At 46.3% G+C, this 24,470-nt stretch carries 18 protein-coding genes; 14 read left to right on the forward strand and 4 right to left on the reverse strand.

Features of this window, described 5'->3' with window-relative positions:
* The first annotated feature begins 264 nt into the window (after window positions 1-264).
* The 6 genes from recC to MSP8886_RS06805 all read left to right on the forward strand — a co-directional run bounded on the left by recC (window position 265) and on the right by MSP8886_RS06805 (window position 11,912).
* The gene (gene recC / locus MSP8886_RS06780) at window positions 265-3,660 is read left to right on the forward strand and encodes an exodeoxyribonuclease V subunit gamma (protein ID WP_067014004.1); all 3,396 of its coding nucleotides are present in this window, start codon (window positions 265-267) and stop codon (window positions 3,658-3,660) included.
* Window positions 3,657-7,328: an exodeoxyribonuclease V subunit beta gene (gene recB / locus MSP8886_RS06785; protein WP_067014006.1), complete on the forward strand. Its 3,672-nt coding sequence runs from the start codon at window positions 3,657-3,659 to the stop codon at window positions 7,326-7,328. Before recC ends, recB begins: the two co-directional genes overlap by 4 nt.
* Complete coding sequence (recD, locus tag MSP8886_RS06790) at window positions 7,315-9,252, forward strand: exodeoxyribonuclease V subunit alpha (RefSeq protein WP_083200848.1); 1,938 nt, start codon at window positions 7,315-7,317, stop codon at window positions 9,250-9,252. Before recB ends, recD begins: the two co-directional genes overlap by 14 nt.
* 144 nt (window positions 9,253-9,396) lie before the next feature.
* Window positions 9,397-10,404, forward strand: a complete 1,008-nt coding sequence (locus MSP8886_RS06795; RefSeq protein WP_067014008.1) for a tryptophan--tRNA ligase — start codon at window positions 9,397-9,399, stop codon at window positions 10,402-10,404.
* 13 nt (window positions 10,405-10,417) lie between these two features.
* Complete coding sequence (locus tag MSP8886_RS06800) at window positions 10,418-11,287, forward strand: Tim44 domain-containing protein (protein ID WP_067014010.1); 870 nt, start codon at window positions 10,418-10,420, stop codon at window positions 11,285-11,287.
* Between the two features lie 115 nt (window positions 11,288-11,402).
* A complete protein-coding gene (locus MSP8886_RS06805) occupies window positions 11,403-11,912 on the forward strand; it encodes a chemotaxis protein CheW (protein WP_067014012.1) in 510 nt (169 codons plus the stop codon).
* A gap of 171 nt (window positions 11,913-12,083) precedes the next feature.
* Here the strand turns inward: MSP8886_RS06805 and MSP8886_RS06810 are convergent, their stop codons facing one another.
* A complete protein-coding gene (locus MSP8886_RS06810; protein ID WP_067014014.1) occupies window positions 12,084-13,382 on the reverse strand; it encodes an inosine/guanosine kinase in 1,299 nt (432 codons plus the stop codon).
* Between the two features lie 54 nt (window positions 13,383-13,436).
* Here MSP8886_RS06810 and MSP8886_RS06815 point away from each other — a divergent pair, with 54 nt between their 5' ends.
* On the forward strand, window positions 13,437-14,180 hold the full coding sequence (locus tag MSP8886_RS06815; RefSeq protein ID WP_067014017.1) for a HesA/MoeB/ThiF family protein: 744 nt from the start codon (window positions 13,437-13,439) through the stop codon (window positions 14,178-14,180).
* A gap of 134 nt (window positions 14,181-14,314) precedes the next feature.
* A complete protein-coding gene (gene trxB, locus MSP8886_RS06820; protein WP_067014018.1) occupies window positions 14,315-15,268 on the forward strand; it encodes a thioredoxin-disulfide reductase in 954 nt (317 codons plus the stop codon).
* 132 nt (window positions 15,269-15,400) lie between these two features.
* Here the strand turns inward: trxB and ppa are convergent, their stop codons facing one another.
* Window positions 15,401-15,931, reverse strand: a complete 531-nt coding sequence (gene ppa / locus MSP8886_RS06825; RefSeq protein ID WP_067014020.1) for an inorganic diphosphatase — start codon at window positions 15,929-15,931, stop codon at window positions 15,401-15,403.
* A 204-nt stretch (window positions 15,932-16,135) separates the two neighbouring features.
* On the opposite strand from ppa, the gene ihfB reads away from it, so the two are divergent.
* The 5 genes from ihfB (at window position 16,136) to MSP8886_RS06850 (ending at window position 19,342) form a co-directional block, all read left to right on the forward strand.
* Complete coding sequence (ihfB, locus tag MSP8886_RS06830; RefSeq protein ID WP_281197711.1) at window positions 16,136-16,459, forward strand: integration host factor subunit beta; 324 nt, start codon at window positions 16,136-16,138, stop codon at window positions 16,457-16,459.
* Window positions 16,460-16,534: 75 nt separating this feature from the next.
* Window positions 16,535-16,858, forward strand: a complete 324-nt coding sequence (locus MSP8886_RS06835) for a LapA family protein (protein ID WP_067014024.1) — start codon at window positions 16,535-16,537, stop codon at window positions 16,856-16,858.
* Between the two features lie 5 nt (window positions 16,859-16,863).
* A complete protein-coding gene (gene lapB, locus MSP8886_RS06840) occupies window positions 16,864-18,042 on the forward strand; it encodes a lipopolysaccharide assembly protein LapB (protein WP_067014027.1) in 1,179 nt (392 codons plus the stop codon).
* Window positions 18,043-18,131: 89 nt separating this feature from the next.
* The gene (gene pyrF, locus MSP8886_RS06845) at window positions 18,132-18,833 is read left to right on the forward strand and encodes an orotidine-5'-phosphate decarboxylase (protein ID WP_067014029.1); all 702 of its coding nucleotides are present in this window, start codon (window positions 18,132-18,134) and stop codon (window positions 18,831-18,833) included.
* Window positions 18,834-19,024: 191 nt separating this feature from the next.
* Window positions 19,025-19,342 carry a ComEA family DNA-binding protein gene (locus MSP8886_RS06850; RefSeq protein ID WP_067014032.1) on the forward strand — a complete coding sequence of 106 codons (318 nt, stop codon included), beginning with the start codon at window positions 19,025-19,027 and terminating at the stop codon, window positions 19,340-19,342.
* A 124-nt stretch (window positions 19,343-19,466) separates the two neighbouring features.
* On the opposite strand, the gene MSP8886_RS06855 is transcribed toward MSP8886_RS06850, so the two are convergent.
* Window positions 19,467-21,209 carry a SulP family inorganic anion transporter gene (locus MSP8886_RS06855; protein ID WP_067014034.1) on the reverse strand — a complete coding sequence of 581 codons (1,743 nt, stop codon included), beginning with the start codon at window positions 21,207-21,209 and terminating at the stop codon, window positions 19,467-19,469.
* 81 nt (window positions 21,210-21,290) lie between these two features.
* On the reverse strand, window positions 21,291-22,163 hold the full coding sequence (locus MSP8886_RS06860) for an MBL fold metallo-hydrolase (RefSeq protein ID WP_067014036.1): 873 nt from the start codon (window positions 22,161-22,163) through the stop codon (window positions 21,291-21,293).
* 188 nt (window positions 22,164-22,351) lie between these two features.
* Here MSP8886_RS06860 and uvrB point away from each other — a divergent pair, with 188 nt between their 5' ends.
* Complete coding sequence (gene uvrB, locus MSP8886_RS06865; protein ID WP_139063111.1) at window positions 22,352-24,382, forward strand: excinuclease ABC subunit UvrB; 2,031 nt, start codon at window positions 22,352-22,354, stop codon at window positions 24,380-24,382.
* Window positions 24,383-24,470: the final 88 nt, after the last annotated feature.

Genomic DNA, 24,470 nt, shown 5'->3' on the forward strand with positions numbered 1-24,470 from the left:
ACACTCCAAGCTGCTCAGGCTGACAAACACCAATCCTGAGCAGCCCTAGCAGCTTAACTTACCACTCCATTTTTCGTTTTTACTTATGAGTATCATTACCCAAAGAAGCGTCCTTCAACATCCCTTCCCCTGTGTCAAACTTTGCAAAAATTGGTGTTCGCGATTTTCTGCTTTAAAGCGCGCAAGGTTGGGCGATTTTTTCTATACTGTTCGCTTCGTTGTTTGTGTTAAATGACTGTTATTTCCTGAAAAAAGGGTTTGTGCATGTTCCAGCTTTACACCGGAAACCGTCTTGAAGATTTAGCGGTGCTTCTGGCGAAGATTCTCGCGCTGTCTCCCCCGGACAATCCGTTTGAGGATGAGCGTATTCTTGTGCAAAACCCTGGCATGGCCCAGTGGTTGAAGATGTTTTTAGCTGAGCAGCATAGTATCGCGGCGGGCATTGCCTTTCCTTTACCCTCTACCTTTGTTTGGCAAAGTTTTGCGCAAACCTTATCCGATATTCCCGAACAGAGTGAGTTTAATAAGCCTTTTTTGGTGTGGCGTTTGATGCGCTTGTTAGATCGACGCCTTGCTGAGGAGGAGTTTCAGGCTCTTAGTTGGTATCTCGAAGAGGACGACAGTCAAGTACGTCGTTTTCAGCTGTGTAGTAGCATTGCGGATATTTACGACCAATATTTGGTGTATCGTCCGGATTGGATCAAATCTTGGGAAGGCGGGGAAGCGCAAGATCCGAAGCTAAAAGCCATCTTTGAGCAGCAACCTTGGCAAGCGATTTTATGGCGGGATCTGGTGGCGGATGTAGCGGAGCGCGGAACGTCCTTATATCACCGTGGTAATTTGATTGAAGCTTTGGCGGAGGCGGCCAGTTCTCGCCCACGACCAGAAGACATGCCGTCGCGTATTTTTATCTTTGGTGTGTCTTCGTTGCCGCCGAATACGTTGGAGTCGCTTCGTGTGCTCGCGTCATCCGGTTGGATCGATATTCATCTCTTTCTGCAAAACCCTTGTCGTTTTTACTGGGGCGACGTGGTGGATAAACATTACATAGGTCGGGTGATTAAGCGCCAAACCCTGAAGCCTGGGTTGAGTATCGATACATTGCATTTGGAGGCCAATCCACTGCTCGCCAGTTGGGGGCGCCTTGGTCGTGATTACATCGCTCAGTTACAAGACATCGCCGATGGTGAGGTGGAAGTCTTCGAAGATTATCAACCCTCTCAAGCGGATGAATCTGCCGAAACAAGTGGCTTATTACAATGGGTACAGCAAGATGTGTTGACCCTAGAAAACCATGGATCGAAGGAGGAGAGACAGCACGACATAACGACCGCAGATTATCGCCATGTGATTGCGTCTGACGATAACAGTGTGCGAGTTCAGGTTTGTCATAGTCCGCTGCGTGAAGTAGAAGTGCTGCATGATCAGCTATTGGATATGTTTGAAAGCGATCCGACGCTGACGCCGAAAGACATTATCGTCATGTTGCCTGACGTGAATACCTATAGTCCGTTTGTGAAGGCCGTCTTTGGTAGCGAAAAAAAGAGTGGCCATAGAAAAGGCCATGCCCAGCATATTCCTTTCGCCTTGATTGACCAGGCGGGCGGCATGGAAAACCCCATTGTTGATGCCTATTTGTATTTGCTTGGATTAGGCGAAAGTCGCTTTACGCTTTCCGAATTAATCAGTGTGTTAGAAGTACCAGCGCTTCTGGCACGGTTTGAATTAGAAGCCCATGAGCTGGAGCGTATACGCCAATGGGCAACAGAAGTGGGCATTCGCTGGGGCTTGGATAAGCATACAGCAGAGCGTCATGATTTGCCTCGTCAGGAGTCCCACACTTGGCTGAATGGGGTGCGGCGGATGCTACTCGGCTACGCCATGGGACACGATCATATCTGGGAAAATACCTTAAGCTATGGCGATATTGAAGGATTAGAAGCGTCTGTTGCGGGTAAGTTGGCGGAGTTTTTAGCGGCCATTAATGAAGCACAAAGTCGATTAATGGACTCACTCACCCCCAAAGAATGGATAGAGACCTTATATCACTTGTGCGAACGCTTCTTCTTGGTGGAAGAGGATGATGCGTTTCCTACTTTGCTTAGTAAACAGTTAGATACACTGACATTGCAGTGGCAGCATGCCTATTTTACCGAGCGATTAGAGCAACAAGTGGTCCGTCAGGTCTTGTCCCCCATGTTGCAAGAAGCACAAGGTGGGCAACGCTTTTTGGCGGGGCGGGTGAATTTTTGTACCTTGATGCCCATGCGTTCTGTGCCATTTAAAGTCATTTGTGTATTAGGCTTGAACGAGGGGGATTACCCCCGCAGTGTGGCGCCTATGGGGTTTGATTTGATGGTAGGAGATTATCGCAGTGGTGATCGAAGTCGTCGTGAGGACGACAAATATCTGTTTCTTGAGGCGCTCATGTCGGCCCGTGAATGCTTTTATCTAAGTTATGTTGGGAGAAGCATTCGTGACAACAGCGAGAAAAATCCTTCTATTCTCGTGAGTGAATTATTGGAATATATGACACAAAGTTGCGTGTTTACTGGGGATGAATTATTGCCCCCCGATGAGGCACAAACGGCCTTTTTAGAAAAGCTCGTGACTGAACATCCGTTGCAGCCGTTTAACGCTCTTTATTACCATGATGGAAGCCAGCACTCACGATTTTATAGCTTTAATGAACAGTGGCTGCCCGCGTTGTTGCATCGAGCCCAAGAGAGTCAGCCTTTGTCCTTAGCGCCTTTGGCCGCACAGGAGCAACCTCGTCTTGAGTTACCATTGGAGGAGTTGTCACGTTTTATTGCTAATCCTGCTCGATATTTTACCCAGAGACGACTCAAAGCCTTTTTAACTCTCAAAGAGGAAGAGGAATTTGAAGACGAGCCTTTTGCATTAGAAGGATTGTCGGGGTATTTGCTGCAATCCGAGATGTTAGAAGCGATGCTCAACGGTGACGAAGAAATCTTTTTTAAACGCTTACCGTTAACGGGTGTATTGCCTTATGGGGCGTTTGGACGCTTGTCTTTGGCCCATTATCGCCAACAGTGCCAGCAATTGGCTGATGTATTACGAGGTTACTCGTTAGAAGACTGTGCACCGCTTGAGGTGAATTTGCGCACGGGATCGTTTGAGCTACAAGGTTGGCTGAAATTGGCGACACCAACAACACGTTTGTCTTATCGAATTGGTGATCTAACCGCCAATCAGAAAATGCAAACGTGGATCGAGCATCTGGCTTTGTGCGCACAGAGCACACCAAAACAGCATCATCTGATTAACTTATCTAAAACGGGCAAAATGACGCAATATGGCTTTATGATGCTGTCTCCCGCTGAAGCGACAGCGCATCTGAATACACTATTGGAACTATTGCAGTTAGGTTTATGTGAGCCCATACCTTTGCCTGCCAAAACAGCGGATTCTTGGTGCAAAAGTTACTGTGCCCCGAAAACGGCGGAGGACGAACAAGTCGCCTGGGAGCAAGCGGTGAAGCTTTATCAAGAAAGCAGCAGTGCGTTTACCAAGAGTGAAGTTGAAGATGCCTATTGGCAGCGTTATTTCCCTTCTTTGCTGGATCAAAAAGAACGCTTTACGCATTTGTGCGAACAGGTCTGGTTACCCATGCACCGTCATTTGGAGGGGCTGGAATGAGCGATATGCCGTCTGTACAAGCGCTAGATGCGTTGACCTTTCCTTTGTATGGCAAGCGTTTGATCGAGGCCAGCGCAGGGACGGGGAAAACCTACACCATTGCCAATTTGTACTTACGCTTGTTGGTGCCCACCGGGCTGGAAGGGGACTTAGTTAAGCCTCTGACGGTGGATCAAATTCTGGTGGTGACCTTTACCGAAGCGGCCACCGCCGAGTTAAAAGCGCGTATTCGTGGGCGGATTCGAACGGCCCGTAAGGCTCTGATGCAAAACGAGACAAACGATGGTTTTTTAAAAGACTGGATCGAGCAAATGAGCCCTACGTTGCAAGCCGATGCCATCGAAAAGCTGCTCTATGCTGAAAAACAAATGGATGAGGCGGCGGTCTTTACCATTCATGGCTTTTGTCAGCGTATGTTGAGCCAGAATGCTTTTGAAAGTCGCATGTTGTTTCAGCAAACCATCGAAACAGACGAGCAAGCGCCCCTTTCTATGGCGGTCAAAGATGTATGGCGCAGTGAATTTTACCCACTGGACGATGATAAGGCGGCGTTAATTAAGCCCATTTGGTCATCGCCGGATGCGTTACAAAAAGATTTATCACTATTGCAGAACCAGCCTGACGCCAAGTTGGTGTCCCCTGATTACGATTGGCAAGGGGCTTTAGTGGCGGCCCAAGAGGCCATCGAAAGAGTACGGGGAATGTGGCGCGAACAGTCCCAAGATATTATTAATGCACTTGAAAACAGTGGTATTAAACGGACGTTTTGGCGCAAAGACCCTTCTAAAGACATTCAGGCCATGACGCAATGGGCTCATTCATCCCGTTTTGAGTTGGATAAATGTCTAGAAAAATTTGATACCCATGAACACGCGACGCGGTTAAGTAAAAATGGTTCATTGCCAGCCCATGCTTTTTTCAGCGATGTTGCGCGGTTGCGAGAAATCTTCCCAGAGTCTGGGCGGCTGAAAGCCGTGTTGCTCGCTCAGTTGTGGGAGAAAACCAAAGAGCGCATGCAGCAATGGAAGCGCACAACCCAATCGCTGACGTTTACTGACTTACTGACCTCGTTGGATGTGGCATTAGCGCAAGATACTACGGGCAAGCTGGCCGAGCGAATTCGCCATTTGTATCCGATTGCTCTGATTGATGAGTTTCAAGATACCGACGCCGTGCAATATCGGATTTTCTCAAGTGTTTATAAAGATGCTTCGCCAGAGGATAACCGACTTGGCTTGATTATGATTGGTGATCCAAAACAGGCCATTTATGCGTTTCGGGGAGCGGATATCTATACCTATTTGTCGGCCAAAAGAAGGGTCGATAATGTGTATTCTTTGGCGACCAATTACCGCTCGTCGGCGGCGATGATTCAAGCGGTGAATGCCTTGTTTTCCACACAAGACGAGCCGTTTCGGGTAAACGGCATTCCGTTTGTGCAAGTTCAGGATCGGGGCATTAAGGGAACCTTTATTCGACAAGGCCAATCTCAAGCGGCGTTGCAATTTTTATATCAACCAAGTGATGAACCAGTATCCAGCGCGCAATATCGTACCATTATGGCGGAATCCTGCGCGGCCCATTTGCATGGGTTGTTGCTTGAAGGGCAAAGTCAGCAAACACGGATTGGTGACCAAGGGCTACGACCAAAAGATGTGGCGCTTTTGGTGACGAATTTTAATCAAGCCAATGCCTTGAAAGAAGCGTTGCGCCGTCGGGGTATCCCTAGTGTTTATCTAAGTGATAAAGGCTCGGTGTTTGATACCGTGGAAGCGCGGGAGCTATTGATCGTGCTAACGGCGATACTTTCCAATGGACAAGAAATAAAAATGCGCTCGGCTTTGGCGACGGGCCTGGTTCGTTGGAGTTTAGAGGCGTTGGATACTCTGAATCACGACGATGTGGTGTACGAAAAGTGGGTGCAATCTTTTCAAGCGTATTTAGAGATTTGGGATAAGCAAGGGTTGCTGCCGATGTTGCGAGAGTTTATGCAAGACGTGGATCTCGCGCCGACCATGCTGGAGCAAGTGGGAGGCGAGCGACGTTTAACGGACTTTTTGCATCTGACGGAAAAACTGCAACAAAAATCCCTCGAACTGGATTCCAAAGAAGGGGTACTGCGTTATTTGCGTCTGTCGATTCAAAACCCGAACGGGGACAGCGATGAGCAGAAAATTCGCCTTGAAACCGATGCGGAGCTGGTGCGTATTGTCACCATTCATAAGAGTAAGGGCTTGGAATATCCGATTGTCTATTTGCCTTTTGCATTAACGCCATTTCAAGACAGAGGCAAGTCAGCGCTCTACCACGATGATCAGCAACAATTGTGGATTTCCATTGATCCTGATGAAGAGGAAAGCGAGCGTCATAAAGACGAGTTGTATGCGGCTGAGATTCGTTTGGCCTATGTGGCGCTTACGCGATCTAAAGAAGCGTGTTTTATTGGGGCAATGGAGGTCGGTAAGGGCGCGACTCAAAAGCGAGAAGCAATTTGCGATGTGCATTTGAGCGGTGTCGGAGCCTTACTGTGTGAGGGGGAGCCGTTGGCGGCGGGGGATTTGCGATTGACCCTAGAGCGCTTATGCACAAGCTTCTCTCAAGAATCCCAAGAAGATCAAGGGAGCCAAACAGATCAAGCGCAAATGGCCCTAGTGACTTTACCGGATGACGCGCCGGAATTGCCGCGCTTTGAAATGCTTCAAGCGGAGGTTAGTGGCCCCCATGCCCGTGAGTTTCGTGGTCGCATTGAGCGTGATTGGTGGGTGGGCAGTTACTCTTCCTTGGTGGTGGAGGCAAAAGAGCAGCACGATGAAAGCCTACCCGGTTTGGATGAAATGGCTCGCTTAAGCGATGTATTTGAAGAGGATTTACTCATTGCCGATGAGCCAGTTGAACCTGTGCAAAACCGCTTTAGTTTTCCCCGTGGTGCCCAACCAGGAACTTTTTTACACGATACGTTAGAAGGCAAAGCCCTTCATGAGGTGATCTCCGCCCCAAGTTTTAAAGACCTGCTGAAAGTGACCCACCAAGGTTTGATGGCGGACTATTTTCAGCGGCAAGGTTTCGGAGAATGGCAAGCGGTGTTGATGGACTGGTTATCTGACATGGTTAACACTGAGCTAATGTCAGGCGTGAGCCTTGGCCACTTAACGCCAAAACAGTGTCGTAAAGAGATGGAATTTTTTATGCCCGTCAGCGGTATGAATGCTTTGCAATTGGATCGGATTGCGCGACGTTATGATCGGGTTTCTCAGTCGGCACCGAGCATTCAGGATCGCCCTCTAAAAGGCATGTTAAAAGGTTTTATTGACCTGTTATTCGAATGGCAGGGGCGTTACTACGTGCTGGACTATAAATCGAATCATCTTGGTGATGCCTTCACCGATTACGACGCAGGTGCCTTGGAGCATGCCATTGCCGAGCATCGTTACGATTTACAGTATCAGCTTTATACCTTGGCTTTGCATCGTTTACTGAAACAGCGTCTGCCCAATTACGATTATGACACTCACATTGGTGGGGTGGTTTATCTGTTTTTACGAGGCATGACGCCTGGCTCGAATACCGGCATTTTTACAACGCGATTAACGCGAGAGCATGTTGACGAACTGGATGTGTTATTCAGTAAACCGGCGACAAAAGAGGAGGGGCAGCTTGGACTTTTTTAACCAGTTAGACCTATTGGCGTCATTGGATGAGACGACAAGTGCTGAGCAAGATGTGCCACAAAAGGTTGGTTTGGCTCTGTGGCAAGAGCGTGGCGTCTTGCGCCCCATCGATCGTCAATGGATAGAACAGCTGGCACGACATGCGGGGGAAGATCACTATCCGTTACTGCTTGCTGGCGCTTTATGCAGTGCGTTTTTAGGGGCAGGACATATCTGTATTGATCTGGCGAAGATTTGGAAAAAACCACCAGAGGGCATCACCGCAGGACAGCTACAGACTGAATTGGCGCAATGTAATGTGCTGTCACTCACGTCTTGGTGTCAGGCCTTATCGTCGAGCGCGTTAATCGCGACATCAACCGACGGTTCTGTGCCTGAGGGGGCCGAATGCCCCATGGTGCTGGCGGGTACTCGTTTGTACTTGTACCGTTACTTTCAGTATGAACAGCAGGTGTTAGTGTATTTACAACGACAGTCCAATGCGGAGCCGTTTGAGCCCGATGCCACGCTGATTGAGCAATTGTTTCCCGAGAAAAGCGCTGAGGTGAATTGGCAAAAGGTTGCTGTTGCGAACGCCGCCAGTTTGCCCTTTTCTGTGATCAGTGGTGGACCAGGGACGGGGAAAACAACTACGGTCACGAAATTATTGGCCCTGTTGGTGGCTCAGTCGGCGGCGCAAGGTAAGCCGTTACGGATTGAATTGGCTGCGCCCACGGGGAAAGCCGCAGCACGCTTGACGGAGTCCATCTCTAACGCTAAGGCGGACTTGCCATTAAGCCATGAGATAAAACAGGCGATTCCTGAGCAAGCCAGTACCTTGCACCGCTTGTTAGGCAGTGATTTTGGCCGCAGTCGCTTTAAGCACCATAAAGAGAACCCTCTGCATTTGGATGTATTGCTGGTGGACGAAGTTTCTATGGTGGATTTGCCTATGATGGCAAAATTGATCGATGCCATGCCACCCCATGCTAGATTAATTTTACTAGGTGATAAAGATCAGTTGGCATCGGTCGAAGCGGGGAGCGTTTTGGGGGATGTCTCCCTGGGAATCGAGACCGCTTATTTTCAGCCAGATTGGGCGGCACGTTTGACACAACTCACCGCAGAGAATGTCAGTCAGTTTGCAAACCCCGCCGCACCACCCATCAGTCGGGCATTGACCTTGTTGCGAAAAAGCTACCGATTCGATGCGAATAGCGGTATTGGCAAGTTGGCGAAGTCGATGAACTCGGGGGATGTCAAAGGGGTGTTGTCGTGCTTGCAGGCCAATTATCACGATGTGCATTGGCATGTGCCAGAAGAAGGACAAACCAAGCCGAATATCGCCGCCTTAGCGAAAGGCTATGATGCCTACTGGGAGGCGGTACGACAAAAGCAGGACATCGCGAGCTTGTATAAGGTGTTTTCCTCTTATCAGGTACTCACTGCCGTACGCCAAGGGGAGTTTGGTGTGGAGCTGGTGAATAAGCACATTGAGCACTATTTCTATCAACGAGGTCGGGTCCCAGATCCCCATGTTTGGTACCCGGGAAAAGCGGTGATGATCACGCGTAACGATGCGGGGTTAGGATTGTTTAATGGGGACATCGGCTTGTGTATGCCGGATGAGTCCCAGCGATTAAGGGTCTGGTTTATGCAATCGGACGGCTCCTTTACAGGGTTGCTGCCGAGTCGTTTGAGTGAATTTGAGGTGGTGTTTGCCATGACGGTTCATAAATCCCAAGGGTCTGAATTTGAACGAGTCTCCCTTCTGTTGCCCATGACACCTTCTCCCGTTTTAACACGAGAATTAATTTACACTGGTATCACTCGGGCGCGACAAGAGTTTTCCTTGTGGGGCGCTGCTAGCCTAGTGATGGCGGCGGCTCAGACACGTATTGAGCGAAATTCTGGGCTGCCTGAAGAACTTTGGTCGCATGCTTGATATTGGAAAAAACAACTCCATTATCTGACTAATGCCTTTGGATTGAGGCAGGTATAAACGAATTTGAAATTGGGCGTTAACGTTCTTGATATAGCCTTTTTATGGTAGGGTTAGCGCAGTTTTTATTATGATTGAGTAGGAATAATGGCAAAAGAAATCGTTTTAACAGGTATTACAACTTCCGGCACTCCACACTTAGGTAACTATGTTGGTGCGATTCGACCTGCGATTGAAGCAAGCCGTCAAGAAGACAACGATGCTTACTTTTTTTTGGCTGACTATCACGCTTTGATTAAGTGTCAGGATCCCGCACGTGTTCAGCAATCTCGTCAAGAAATAGCCGCCACTTGGCTAGCGTGTGGTTTGGATCCAGAGAAGGTAACGTTTTACCGTCAATCCGATGTGCCAGAAATTGCCGAATTGAATTGGCTACTCACTTGTGTCACGGCAAAAGGCTTAATGAATCGTGCCCATGCTTATAAAGGCGCGGTGGATGCCAATACGGCAGACAATCAAGATCCTGACTTTGGTATCACAATGGGATTGTTCTGCTATCCTATACTTATGGCAGCCGATATTTTGGCCTTTAATGCCAACAAAGTCCCTGTAGGACGCGACCAAATTCAACATATTGAAATGGCTCGTGATATTGCTGGGCGTTTTAATCATTTATTTGGTGAGCATTTTGTTTTACCCGAAGCGGTGGTCGGCGAAGAAGGCTCTATACTAAAAGGTCTAGATGGCCGCAAAATGAGTAAGAGTTATAACAATACGATTCCATTGTTTGAGACAGAGAAAAAGTTACAAAAAGGCATTAATAAAATCAAAACGAATTTATTAGAGCCTGGTGAGCCGAAAGATCCAAACGACTCGACTGTGTTTGATATTTACAAGGCCTTCGCGACCCCTGAACAAACAGAGCAAATGCGTAAGCATTTTGCGGAAGGGATTGCGTGGGGCGAAGCGAAGAAAGAGTTGTTTAAGCTTGTGAATGATCAATTGGCTGAGCCGCGTGAAAAATATTTAGAGCTGATGGCAAACCCTGCTCATGTAGAGCAGGTGTTGCAAGCAGGTGGCGAGAAGGCGCGTGTCCATGCACGCAAGCGTATCGCTGATTTGCGAAGTGCCGTTGGTTTAGTGAATTTTAAATAACCGGAGAAGTTCCATGAAAACATCTGTATATGCCTTATTGATGGCATTTGTTCTGGCATTAGGCGTCGGTGGCTTTAGCGCCGACGCAAATGCTAAAAAGTTTGGTGGCGGGGGAAGTTTTGGTAAAAGCTTTTCCAGTTCTAAATTTAAAAGTAGTAAAAATTCAGAGGGGGCCTTTAGTAGCAATAAATCAACTAACAATACCCAACAAGGTAAACGCGGTGGCTTTTTAGGTGGCCTCGGTGGCGGCTTGTTAGGTGGATTATTAGTGGGCGGTTTGTTTGCGTCTATTTTTGGTGGTGCTTTTCATGGCATCTCCTTTGGCGATATCTTGTTGTTTGCCTTGATCGGCTTCTTAATTTACAAGTTTTTTATTGCGCCAAAACGTCGTGCAGCACAAGAAGCGGCGGGCAATAATATGTACCGTGATGCCTATAATGGCTCACAAGGTGGTGTGCAACCTGGCCCTGGTGCTATGGGGGCAGGATTTTCTGGTGAGCCAGAGATCCAATTGCCGCCGGGCTTTAATGAGCAGGCGTTTGTGGCAGAAGCCAAAAATCACTATGTTGTTTTGCAAAAAGCATGGGATGATAATAACTTCGATACGATTCTTGATTATGTCAGCCCTGAAATTTATAACATGCTGGTTAAAGAAAGGGCTAAATACGGCGATAACAAACCTCGTACTGAGGTTGTGTCTTTGATGGTAGAGTTGGTTCGTGGTGAAATAATTGGCTCTGTAGCTTCTATTTCCTTGAGGTTTACTGGCTGGATTAAAGAAGGCGATGAAACTTCTGATACCAATGAAATTTGGCACTTAGAAAAAAATATGTCAGATGCAAGCAGTAATTGGACGATTGTTGGTATCCAACAAGATAACTAAACAAGATAACCAATTGTTACATGAATCTGCACGAAAACCTCAGCCGATGTGTCTAAACTGGTCATATCGGTTGTTTCGTTTACTACCTTAATTTAATTGTATATGGATGTGAGCCATGTCTGAATTAGCGCCTATTAAAGAGTCCGGCAAAAACATTGCAGTGGAAGGAAAAAAAGGGGAATTACTACAGTACCTTACCTTTAAGCTTATTGACGAGACCTATGGTATTAACGTCATGCAGATTAAAGAAGTACTTCGTTACAGTGAGATTGCACCGGTACCAGGCGCACCTTCCTATGTACTTGGTATTGTGAATCTACGTGGTAACGTTGTGACAGTGGTTGATACCCGTGTTCGTTTCAGTTTGCCAGAATGTACCATTACAGATGACACGCGTATTATCATTGTTGAACACGATGGTGAGCAAATCGGTCTTCTAGTGGATGCCGTTCAAGAAGTCTTTTATTTATACCAAGGGGAAATCGAGCAAAGCCCAAGTGTGGGTAACGATGAAGCCTTAATGTTTATTCAGGGTGTTTACCAAAAAGATGAAGAATTGGTGATCTTGCTGGAATTGGATCGTATGTTTGAACGCAATGATGCCCTTGGCATCGAAGCCATGTAATAACACAGCGATTAGGCAGAGAGTTCACGTCATATTAGGTGACATAAAAAACCATGCCGACTAAGCATGGTTTTTTTATGCAAGACGTTTTATGAGAGGTACCGTTTTCCGCGTTAGCTTTATTCGATCACGTCGATTCTATGTGTATTCACATAGCCTATAGGGAATAACTTAACGTTCCCAATAGGCTTCTTCTAAGCTGTCTTCTCTTTCTGGTAAACCACGTGATAAGCGCGGTGCGTTTTGCGCCAAAATTTCATAGCTGACTCGGTTGGAATATTTACAAATTTGCGCAAACGATGAATACGCCAAGAAGGGAGCTGCGTGTTTACTGGAATTGGGGATGGTCTCTCGATGGAAATGATTGGCTGAGATATCGTGCAGCAAGGCAGATAATGCACCGTCACCAGCGCCGTTAGTGTTACGTATCTTTTCAGGCCCACCCATGTATGGGTCAATGTGTGAAAACACCTTAACAGGATTCTTGCAGGCTTTTAACGGCATCGGACGACTAAACTCCCAGCGATTAAAATCCGCAATGCTGCCCGATTTAATGGGGTTAGTGGTTTCGCGTTTCAAATCGCTTTCGGTGTGGCCACATAGATATAAGCCCTCAGACCCAGCCGTGAGCAAGACAATATCGACGTAATCCAGAATCGCATCAGCGGCTTTGAGCGGATCAGAAAAGCCAGTGAGAGCTTCTGCTTCTAACTCATTCATGGCAAGAACATTAACGTACTTTTTGATGATCTCAAGCAGTTCATCGTGATGCTCGACCACCACATGCTTCGTCCCTAGGGTTAGCACGGTGGGTATATGGTGACGATGGGCATACTCTAAGGCGGTTAACATGGCTTGTTTAATGGGCTTGCCATCATGACGTAGAGGGTAAGCACAGCTCACAAAGGCCGCCGCCCCTGCAATAATTTGCTCAGGGATATGGTCTGCGTCTAGCTCATCCATATCACCAGGAGCTATAGCGAAGGTGCGTTCTCCATCTGGGGTAATCAAGGTAATACCGCCACCAATGTTGCCAGGCACGCCTTGAAGATGGTTCATGTCTACTTTGCTGCTGGTATGACAAATATAATGGTAGGCGGGAGAGCCAAGTTTGATATTGGATGACATCACGCCTAATAAGACAGACTTATCATCCGCAAGAACCGAGTAGTTGTGAATGGTGTTGCCGATGGTGCCGCCAGCAAAATGATCTGAAATGCATTTCTTTTCAGTCAACTCGTGGTAGATAGCCGTTGCCGTTTTTTCATCCACAAGATTGGATAATCCCTTGTGGATATTAAATTTGTCTAGGAATTCGTCTGTAACATTGGCAATAACGTCGACAATGGTTTCATCTAGCCCGACAATATAGGTATCTTTGTCGGGACGCACCTCGGAAGTAGGCAAGACGGGTTTGGTTTCAGAAACGGGAAAGTAGTGTTTGATCTTGCGTCTGCCAGGAAATTTCATTTAGGTGTCCGATGGTTAAATAAGCCCATAATTTTAGCAAAGAGTAAGGGAAAAATGAACGAATCTCAGCTTGAACGCTACAGTCGACAGTTACTATTGAGCAATTTTGACGTGGAAGGGCAGATGGCTCTTTTTGAATCGACCATTTTAGTGATTGGTCTTGGTGGATTGGGGAACATTGCAGCTACCTATTTGACCAGTGCCGGGGTTAAAGAGTTGATATTAGCGGATGGTGATACGCTTGAGTCCAGCAATTTGCCACGTCAGGTACTCTATGCAGATACGCAACTAGGGTTAAACAAGGCGGCGGCGGCCAAGGCTCAGTTGGCGGCGAAAAATACTGATGTGACGCTTACCGTTTTACCCGATCGCTTGGAAGGTGAACGGTTACATCAAGCGATTGAACGGGCCAATGTGGTACTGGATTGTACGGATAATTACACCGCACGACAGGCCATTCACCGTGCTTGTTTAGCCGCTAAAAAACCATTGGTGAGTGCCGCAGCGATTCGTTGGGAAGGGCAGTTAGTGAGTTTTTTATACCATCAGAACAAGTTTCCTTGCTATGAGTGCTTGTATCCAGATATGTCAGACGCCCAGCTCAATTGTAGTCAAAGTGGGGTAATTGGCCCTGTGGTTGGTTCCCTTGGGGTGCTGCAAGCCTTGGATGCACTAAAAATAGCCAGTGGTTGTGGCCGTGTTGAGCATGGTCTATTGAAGATATTCGATGGTTTTGCAGGGCACTGGCGTGAAATGCGATTGACAAAAGATCCGCAATGCCAGACATGCCAATCTTGAAAACACATAGAACGCCCCTATGTTAGTTATTAACAATTTTTGCTAATAGTTTTGTTCTATATTGGTTAGAATTCGTCACATGAAAAGATGCTGGTTCAATAGCTAGCAGGATGTCCGTTTACAGGAGCAATGAAATGAGCGATGTGAAACACGCTAAGTTAATGATTTTGGGTTCCGGCCCAGCAGGCTATACGGCCGCAGTATACGCAGCACGTGCGAATTTAAACCCTGTAATGATTACTGGTATGCAAATGGGTGGGCAATTAACCACCACAACGGAAGTAGACAATTGGCCAGGTGATGATCAAGGTGTTCAAGGCCCTGAGCTAATGGAACGCATGCGCAAACACGCAGAACGTTTTGAAACAGAAATTATTTTTGATCATGTGAATAAAGTCGATCTGAAAAACCGTCCTTTCCGTTTAGAAGGTGACAGCGGCGTTTACACTTGTGACGCACTGATTATTGCCACCGGAGCAAGTGCTCAGTATCTGGGTATGGAAAGTGAAGCGAAATTCATGGGGCAAGGTGTATCGGCCTGTGCAACGTGTGACGGTTTTTTCTATCGTAATCAAGATGTGGCGGTCGTCGGTGGTGGTAATACAGCGGTTGAAGAAGCGCTATATTTAGCCAATATTGCGAAGACAGTGACGGTGATTCACCGTCGTGACAAGTTCCGCTCTGAGAAAATCTTGTCTGATAAGTTATTGGAAAAGGCCAAGAATGGTAATGTGAAAATTGAATGGTATTCTGAGTTAGATGAAGTACTAGGTGATGATGCCGGTGTTACTGGTGTTCGCATTAAGAATAACCAAACAGGCGAAAAGAAAGAGTTGAATGTCGCTGGTTTGTTTGTTGCCATTGGCCACAAACCTAATACAGACATCTTTGAAGGCCAGCTGGACATGAAAGACGGCTACATCAAGGTACAAACGGGTTCTCACGGTAATGCCACTCAGACGAGCGTAGAGGGCGTTTTTGCGGCGGGTGATGTGTCTGATCATATTTACCGTCAAGCCATTACATCCGCTGGTACTGGCTGTATGGCAGCACTAGATGCCGAGCGTTTCTTAGATTCGCAAGCCTAATACAACACTCAAAAAAACACCTTGATGAGTTTAAGTCACGAGGCGGTGTTGAGTCCTAATGAAGCATAAGCACTGAGCATAAAAAAACCGATCTTGAGATCGGTTTTTTTATTTTGGTATTGTCAAAGAAAATTACTTAGCGTTAAACGCTTCGATGCCTTCAACAATGGCTTTTTTCGCTTCTTCGATGCCAGCCCAGCCTTCAACTTTTACCCACTTGCCTTTTTCAAGGGTTTTGTAGTTTTCGAAGAAGTGTTCGATTTGGTCGCGAAGCAGTTGAGGAATGTCTTGTACGTCTTGGATATGACCGTACTCTTTGCTTAGTTTCTCGTGAGGAACCGCAACCAGTTTAGCATCCATACCCGCTTCGTCAGACATGTTTAGTACGCCTACTGGGCGGCAGCGAATAACAGAACCTGCTACCACTGGGTAAGGTGTGATAACCAACACGTCAACTGGGTCGCCGTCATCTGACAAGGTGTTGTTGATGTAGCCGTAGTTGGCAGGGTAAAACATGGGGGCCGTCATAAAACGGTCTACCACCAAAGCGTCCATGTCGTGGTCTACTTCGTATTTTACGGGTGTGCTTTGGGCAGGAATTTCAACGATAACATTGATGTCATTTGGGGCATCTTTGCCCGCAGGAATTGTATTGTAGCTCATTGTTTTATCTTCCAATGGTTGTAAAAATGGTTGTAACGATGTTCGGCATTATAAAAGCTCGCTATGTAGGATGCCAGTTATCAAATCCCCCGACTCGATAAATATTTGCTCAATATTGCAAAAAAAGCGCATTAATTGCCCTTTGATCTCTTTAAGTGATTGCTTTCTTTCTAAATTTAGCTAGTCTTACTATGTGATCAAAATATAGTCGCGGAGACGAGAATGACGAAATCTGAGCTGATAGAGTTGTTAATCGATCAGCAATCACATTTGCCGGTGAAGGATGTAGAGCAAGCCATTAAAACTATGCTTGATCATATGTCCGATTCTTTGGCGAATGGTGAGCGCATCGAAATCAGAGGTTTTGGTAGTTTTTCCTTGCACTACCGTGCACCTCGAATAGGTCGTAACCCGAAGACTGGAGAGTCTGTCGAGTTATCTGCTAAGTACGTCCCACACTTTAAACCGGGAAAAGAATTGCGAGAGTTGGTAAACTCTCCAGATGATGATGTTAACGAACTCAACTAAATTTACATCTTTATACCTCGAATTTTCTTAGCTATGACGGCATAATGTCGCCATTCTAATTTAGTAGGTTGCTTTATGCTTAAATGGCTGAAAAGGGTTGTATTAATCATCCTGATTGTCTTTTTTCTGGCTGTCGGTGTGTTTTTTGCCATCCGAAATCCACAGCTTATTCGCCTTGACCTTGTTTTTTGGCAAGGGCCAGAGTTGAGTGTTGCGCTTTATTCGATATTATCTTTCTCTTTTGGGGCGTGTGTTGCCTTGTTGGTAAGTTCGGTTAGTTATTTACGTTCAGAGCGTCAGGTTCGTTTGCTGAGCAAGCGTCTTGATAAGGCAAATAAGGAATTGGATCAATTACGCAAAGCGTCCATTACCCAAGAATTGTCTTCAGGGAAGGAGTAGCGGCGTTGACCGAAGTTGGGTTGTTTATTGTTCTATTTGTCGCGCTTTTTATCGGCTGGGCAATGGGGCGAAAAAATCCGGCGAAAAAGCCAAAGCGTGAAAAGAAGAACGTTCCACCTGACTATTTCCGAGGCTTAAATCACCTTCTAAATGACCAGCAATCCGAAGCCATTGATGCGTTTGTTGAGTCGTTAGAAATTAATTCTGATACGTTTGATATTCATTTAACGTTGGGCAGCTTGTTTCGCAAAAAAGGTGAGATACAAAAAGCCATTAATGTTCATCAAAGCTTGTTAGCACGCCCTGAAATATCTTCACGAGAAATGCGCATGGTGCAATTAGAACTGGCCAGTGACTTTATGTCGGCGGGTTTATTGGATCGTGCTAGTCGCTTGTTACTCAACATGGCAACGGCATCTCGTAAAAGTGAGTTTCATCCCAAGATTTTAACCCTGCTGGTGGATCTATACGAATTTGAGCAAAGCTGGGATAACGCTATTCAAATTGGTACGGAACTGGTAAAAGACTCGCCTAATAAAAAAGAAATCAAACGCTTAGCGCACTTTCATTGTGAGATGGCGCAAACACTGTTTAAAAAAGATCAGCCAAAAGAAGCCTACCAACATTATAAGCAAGCCTTGGGAGTCGACCCTAGTTGTGTTCGAGCAAGCATTGGGGCCGCCGATGTGCTAAGCAGCCAGCGTCGCTATCGAGATGCGATTAAAGAGTTAAAGCAAGTGGCTGAACAGGATGCGGAATATATATCCGTCGTGATTCCTAAGCTAAAAGATTGTTATCAACGGGTGTGGGGCAGTAGTGGTTTTGTGAAGTTTCTACAAGAGCAAAACCAGAAAAAGCCTTCTGCGGCGCTTATCTTGGCTTTGGCTGAACACTATATGGTTGATGACAAAGAATATGCCGAAATGTTTATGGTTGAGCAACTACGTTCCCATCCTACGGTAAAAGGCTTTAAAGCACTTATCAACCTGCAGATGGACTTATCCCGTGGGCAGAATCAGCAACACCTTGAAGTATTGTATGAGCTGATTGATCAGCTTGCTAACTCCAAACCGCAATACCAATGTCGTCAGTGTGGTTTTTCCGGTTATCAGCTGCATTGGCAATGCCCTAGTTGTAAAAACTGGGGGACAGTGAAGCCCATACATGGTTTGGAAGGCGAATAATTTTACTGAAAATTGGCGAGCTACCCTGCTAGCCGCCAATCAAATAACAGACACTGAACGAATAAATAGCCGTAAAAAGAGGACGACGAATGAACTGCCAATCCCCGATAGTGGTTGCCCTAGACTACCCAACCATGGCGCAATCTCTTGAGATGGCGAAACGCCTCGACCCAAGCCAATGTCGAGTGAAGGTAGGTAAGGAACTGTTTACCACAGCAGGTCCTGCTATCTTAGATGAACTCCATAAATTGGGTTTTGAAATTTTCTTAGATCTTAAATTTCATGATATTCCAAATACCGTGGCGAATGCCGTATGTGTGGCGGCCAAAGCGGGGGTTTGGATGGTCAACGTCCATGCTTCCGGTGGCCGTCGTATGATGGAAACCTCCGCCAATGCCTTGCAAAAACTGGATCATAAAACTTTGCTGATTGCGGTTACGGTGCTGACCAGTATGGATCAGTCTGACCTGATCGAAGTGGGGATTGATCTAACGCCTGAGCAACATGTGAAGCGCCTTGCAAGGTTAGCTCAGTCTTCGGGTATGGATGGTGTGGTTTGCTCTGCACAGGAGTCTTCTATCCTATCATCAGAGCTTGGTAAGGACTTTGTGTTGGTAACTCCAGGTATTCGTCCTGCGGGGTCTGATCAGGGAGACCAAAAGCGCATTATGACACCCACTCAAGCCATGGCTGCGGGGAGTCATTATTTAGTCATGGGACGACCCATCACTCAAGCGGCGGATCCGATTGCGGTATTAACGCAAGTCAATCGTGACCTTGGTGTTTGTTAATAGCGCATGTAACAAAGAATAAATAGCATCTTGGTGATAAGACGGGTGCTATAGAAAGGGTCAATAGATTGCCCCTTGAATTGATCAAAAAAAGCTTTTACCCTAAAAACGATCCTGACGTATTCATAATACTCAGGGTCGTTTTTTTATTGGCTGGATGCCGAGTATTAACCAACAAAAAGGATGTTATTATGATCACGTTGTCTTTTTTACGCACGTTACTTTTCCGTTCTATTCTTTTACTCGCTTTGTCTCCTATGGCTCTGTTTGCCGCCACTCCTCTAAATATTAATGTGGCAACGGCCGACCAACTGGCGGCCGTCATGTCTGGTGTGGGTGAGAAAAAAGCACAGGCGATTATTGATTATCGTAAAGAGCATGGTGCGTTTAAATCGGTTGATCAGCTTGTGAAGGTGAAAGGTATTGGTGAGGTATTGCTAGAGCGCAATAAAGCGTTGCTGCAAGTGGCAATTCCGTCTGATGCCAAAAGTGCTTCATCCAAGCAGTAACCCATAAGGCTTTGTCGATCATGCAAATGTATCGACATCGCTAAAAAACAAGCCCATCATGGTTAAAAATAACTTGATGGGCTTGTTTTTTTAGTATTGGCTAGGGCAGACAAAAGATGGGGCTTTATTGGTCCTCTTGTTCATCCCCGCAGCGCTTTTCCAGTTTTTGTATGGCTTGATGCTGTGTCAAAAATACCTCGCCAGTGAGGGTATTGAGCAGCTGAGTGCCTTTTAATTTATCCATCACTGGACCTTTTACTTCCGATAGATGCAGCTTCACCCCAGAGTCAGATAAGCGGACGACGATTTTCTCTAAGCTTTGCATTGCACTGGCATCGATCATGTTCACCGCGTTACACATTAAGATTAAGTGTTTAATGTCGGTATTTTGCGAAACAATGGTTTGCAGTCGGTCTTCTAATACCCGAGCATTAGCAAAAAATAGATTCTCGTCGATGCGAATGGTGAGAATGTGAGGGTGCTTTTCGACCGCAAAACGCTGCTCGTTACGAAAGTGTTCTGTTCCCGGCACTCGGCCGACAATGGCAATATGAGGATGGCTTGTGTGCCAAAGGAAGAACAGGAGAGATAAAACCACACCCGCAATTAAGCCTGTTTCCATGCCATCGAGCAGCACAACGAAAAACGTAACCAATAAAAGAATGGCTTCTTTTTTAGAAAATCGCCAAAGCTGTTTTACGTCTCCAATATTAACCAGCTTCAACATCGAGATAGAGATAATAGAGGACAAAATGGCAGTCGGTAAATAATAAAACAGCGGTGTTAAGAAGAGTAAGGTTAACAGAATTAATAATGCAGAAATAATCCCTGTCATCGGGCTTTTTGCTCCAGATTCTGCATTCAATACCGTGCGTGAAAACCCGCCTGTAACAGGAAAAGCACCGCATAAGGCGGAACCAATATTCGCCATTCCAAGTCCCATTAATTCTTGATTTGGGTCGATGTCTTGACGGTATTTCGCTGCGTAGGTTTGGGCGACTGATACTGAGCCGACAAAGCCGACAATACTAATCAGAAACGCGCTGGGGAGCAGCTCCTTAAGTACGCTGAGATTCACCGCACTGATCTTGAGGGTGGGAATAGAGCTGGATACCGCCCCAATAATGCTAACGCCTAGCCGATCCAAAGAGAAAACGCCAACAGCAATCGTTGTACCAGCCACCACCAATATGGAGCCTGACTTACCAAAAAGCTGGACGGTTTTGGAAGAACAACCAAGGGCTTTCAGCAAAGAAGGGAAATACCGCTTCATCAGCACCAGAGATGTAATCGAAGCGATACTTAACACGAGTGTCGGAATGTTTGTGTTATGAATGTGCTTGGCTAGGCTACTCACTAGCGGAATGAGGGTGTCGCCGTAGGTGTGAACACCGAGTAAATGCTTTACTTGCCCAAGAATGATTAACAGCGCAGAGGCACTAATAAAGCCGGAGATCACTGGATGACTTAGTAGGTTAGTTAAAAAGCCGAGGCGCAAAATGCTCAATATCAATAACATCGTGCCTGATAGCAACGCCAGTAAAATGGCGATTGTGGCGTATTGATCTGTTCCCACGGTTGCAAAAGGCAATACGGCGGATGCCGTCATGACCGAGGTGATGGCAACGGGTCCAACCGCTAAGATGCGGCTCGTGCCAAAAAGAGAATATAAAATAGAGGGTAAAATGCTGGCATACAATCCGGTTATCGCTGGTAGACCAGCTAGCATGGCATACGCCAAGCTTTGTGGAATGACCATGATAGTAAAGACGATGCTGGCGATCGTATCAGCCTGCATATCCGCCGCTTTATAAGTCTTCAACCATTGCCAAGCGGGAAGTAATCGAACAAGCGTATTATTTTTCACAAAAAATATCCTTTATGACAACGAGTGCCTTTTTTCACACTGCCTTTTTATAAGCATGTCCACTGTTATGGGACGATGGTTTTAGGGCAGATTGATCGGGATTTTTAAATAACCTATACCATTGCTTTCCTGAGGAGGCATATTGCCCGCACGCATATTGACTTGCACACTTGGCCAGATCAGTTTTGGCATATTGAGAGTGGCATCTTTTTGTTGGCGCATCGTGCAAAACTCTTCCTCAGTAATCCCTGAGTGAATATGCAGATTATGGCTTTTTTGCTCAGCGACGCTGGTTTCCCAAACATACTCATGGCGGTTAGGGGCTTTGTAGTCATGGCATAAAAAGAGTCGTGTTGTATCAGGAAGGCTGAAAATCTTTTGAATAGACTGATACAAGGCGCGAGCATCGCCACCCGGAAAATCACATCGTGCCGTGCCGTAATCGGGCATAAAAAGTGTATCGCCAATAAAGGCAGCATCGCCAATTAAATAGCTCACGCAAGCGGGTGTGTGGCCAGGCGTGTGCAGTACACGAATAGAATCTTGAGCAAATGGAAGTATGCTGGACTCGTTAACGAGAAGGTCAAACTGCGAGCCATCATGGGCAAAGCTATCATCGGTATTTAATAGCTTAGAGAAGGTGCTCTGTACTTGGGATATGTGTTCGCCAATAACCGTTTTCCCCCCCAGTTGTTCTTTTAAATAAGAGGCGGCAGAAAAGTGATCCGCATGGACATGGGTTTCTAAAATGTATGTGAGCGTGAGGTGTTTACCCTTTATGAATGCAATGATTTTATCCGCATTGACTGTGCTGGTATGACCTGATGCAGGATCAAAATCCAAGACGGAATCAATGATGGCACAGGTTTGCTGATGACGGTCTTCAACGACATAAGAAGCGGTAAAGGTAGTCTCATCAAAAAAAGCCGTAATGGTATGGGTAGAAGAGGGCATGTCTGTCTGCCTTTTTAAATATAAAGTTATTCTATAATGTTATATAAGGTTTGATAGTTAGTAAAGAGGCTGTTTGTTTAGTGTTGCTGTTGTAATGAGTTGTTGGAATAAATGGCACGATTTCTCGGACGACAAGGGGAAAATTTGTTAATCTAATGAGTCGTTCCCATCACGAAGGAAGTAAGGTTGTGTCGCAAGAATTTGAAGTCGTTTCCTCTTATGCCCCAGCTGGTGATCAGCCAAAAGCCATTGAAAAATTAGTACAAGGGGTTGAGGCGGGCCTTGCCCACCAAACACTATTGGGGGTGACTGGATCGGGTAAAACTTACACCGTTGCCAATGTGATTTCGCAAGTCAAGCGACCAACCATTGTCATGGCACACAACAAAACCTTAGCGGCGCAACTGTATGGCGAATTTAAAGAGTTCTTCCCGAATAATGCCGTCGAGTACTTTGTTTCTTATTATGACTATTATCAGCCAGAAGCCTATGTAGCAGCGTCCGATACCTTTATTGAGAAAGACGCCTCAGTCAATGAGCACATCGAGCAGATGCGCTTATCGGCTACCAAAGCCCTGCTAGAACGAGAAGACGTTATCATCGTGGCAACCGTCTCAGCGATATACGGTTTGGGGGACCCACAATCTTATTTAAAAATGATGCTGCACCTTGATCGGGGGGATCGTATCGACCAACGGGCTGTACTACGCCGTTTGGCAGAATTACAATATAGTCGCAACGATATGGTGTTTGAGCGCGGTAACTTTCGTGTACGAGGCGATGTGATCGATGTATTTCCGGCCGATTCTGAAGACACTGCCATACGCATCGAATTATTTGATGACGAAGTGGATAACTTATCTATGTTTGATCCACTCACGAACAAAACGATTCGCAAAGTACCACGGGTGACGATCTATCCGAAAACCCACTATGTGACACCGCGCGAAACAGTAGAAAGTGCCATTGCACGCATTAAAGTAGAGCTCGACCAACGATTGGAACAACTTAAATCCATGAACAAACTGGTCGAATTACAGCGCTTAGAGCAGCGCACGCGATACGACTTGGAGATGATGCAAGAGCTAGGCTACTGTTCTGGCATTGAGAACTACTCACGCTATTTATCTGGCCGAGAAGAAGGCTCGCCACCACCAACCTTATTCGATTACCTCCCTGCGAATGCGCTATTGGTCATTGATGAATCCCATGTGACCGTACCGCAGATCGGCGCCATGTATAAAGGTGACCGATCACGGAAAGAAAACTTAGTGGAATATGGATTCCGCTTGCCCTCAGCTCTCGATAATCGCCCCATGCGTTTTGAAGAGTGGGAACAAATTAAACCACAAACGATCTTTGTCTCCGCCACACCTGGAAAATACGAAGAGGAGCATCAGGATTGGGTCGTTGAACAAATTGTTCGCCCAACTGGCTTGATTGACCCGATTTTAGAAGTGCGTCCTGTGGCCACACAAGTGGATGATTTGCTCTCGGAAATCAACAAGCGTGCCCCCATTGGCGAGCGTGTGTTAGTCACTACCTTGACCAAACGCATGGCCGAGGATTTAACCGATTACCTGAACGACCATGGTGTACGCGTTCGCTATTTGCATTCGGATATCGATACCGTAGAGCGTGTTGAAATCATTCGAGATCTACGTCTAGGAGAATTCGATGTATTGGTGGGGATCAACCTATTGCGAGAAGGGCTTGATATTCCCGAGGTGAGTCTGGTTGCCATTTTGGATGCCGATAAAGAAGGCTTCCTACGCTCAGAACGCTCTTTAATTCAGACCATTGGTCGAGCCGCCCGTAACGTGAAAGGGATGGCGATTTTGTATGCGGATCGTATCACCGGTTCCATGGAGCGTGCGATTAGCGAAACCAACCGTCGCCGGGCCACCCAAGAAGCCTTTAATACAGAACATGGTATTGTACCAAAAGGGATTACCAAGTCCGTAGAAGATATTCTCGAAGGCGCTTATAACCCAGGTGCAGGGAAAGGTCGTGGCAAACAAACTAAGAAAGTGGCAGAAACCGCCAAAGATTATCAAGTTGAAAGCATGGAAGATGTGGCGCAAGTTCGTAAAGCCATAGTACAACTGCAAAAAGAAATGATCGTCGCTTCCGAAGAGCTTAAATTTGAATTGGCGGCGGGTTACCGCGATCAAATTCGTCAATTGCAGAAAAAGCTGAAAGACGTGGGCGAAGGCTAAGGGAGAACCTGCTTGTCGCCTCTATATATCTGAGTAAAATAACATCAATTTGATGGCGTAAATAACAGTAACAACAAAAGAGGAAGTG

This window comes from Marinomonas spartinae, assembly GCF_900089775.1.
In the GTDB taxonomy this organism is placed as follows: domain Bacteria; phylum Pseudomonadota; class Gammaproteobacteria; order Pseudomonadales; family Marinomonadaceae; genus Marinomonas; species Marinomonas spartinae.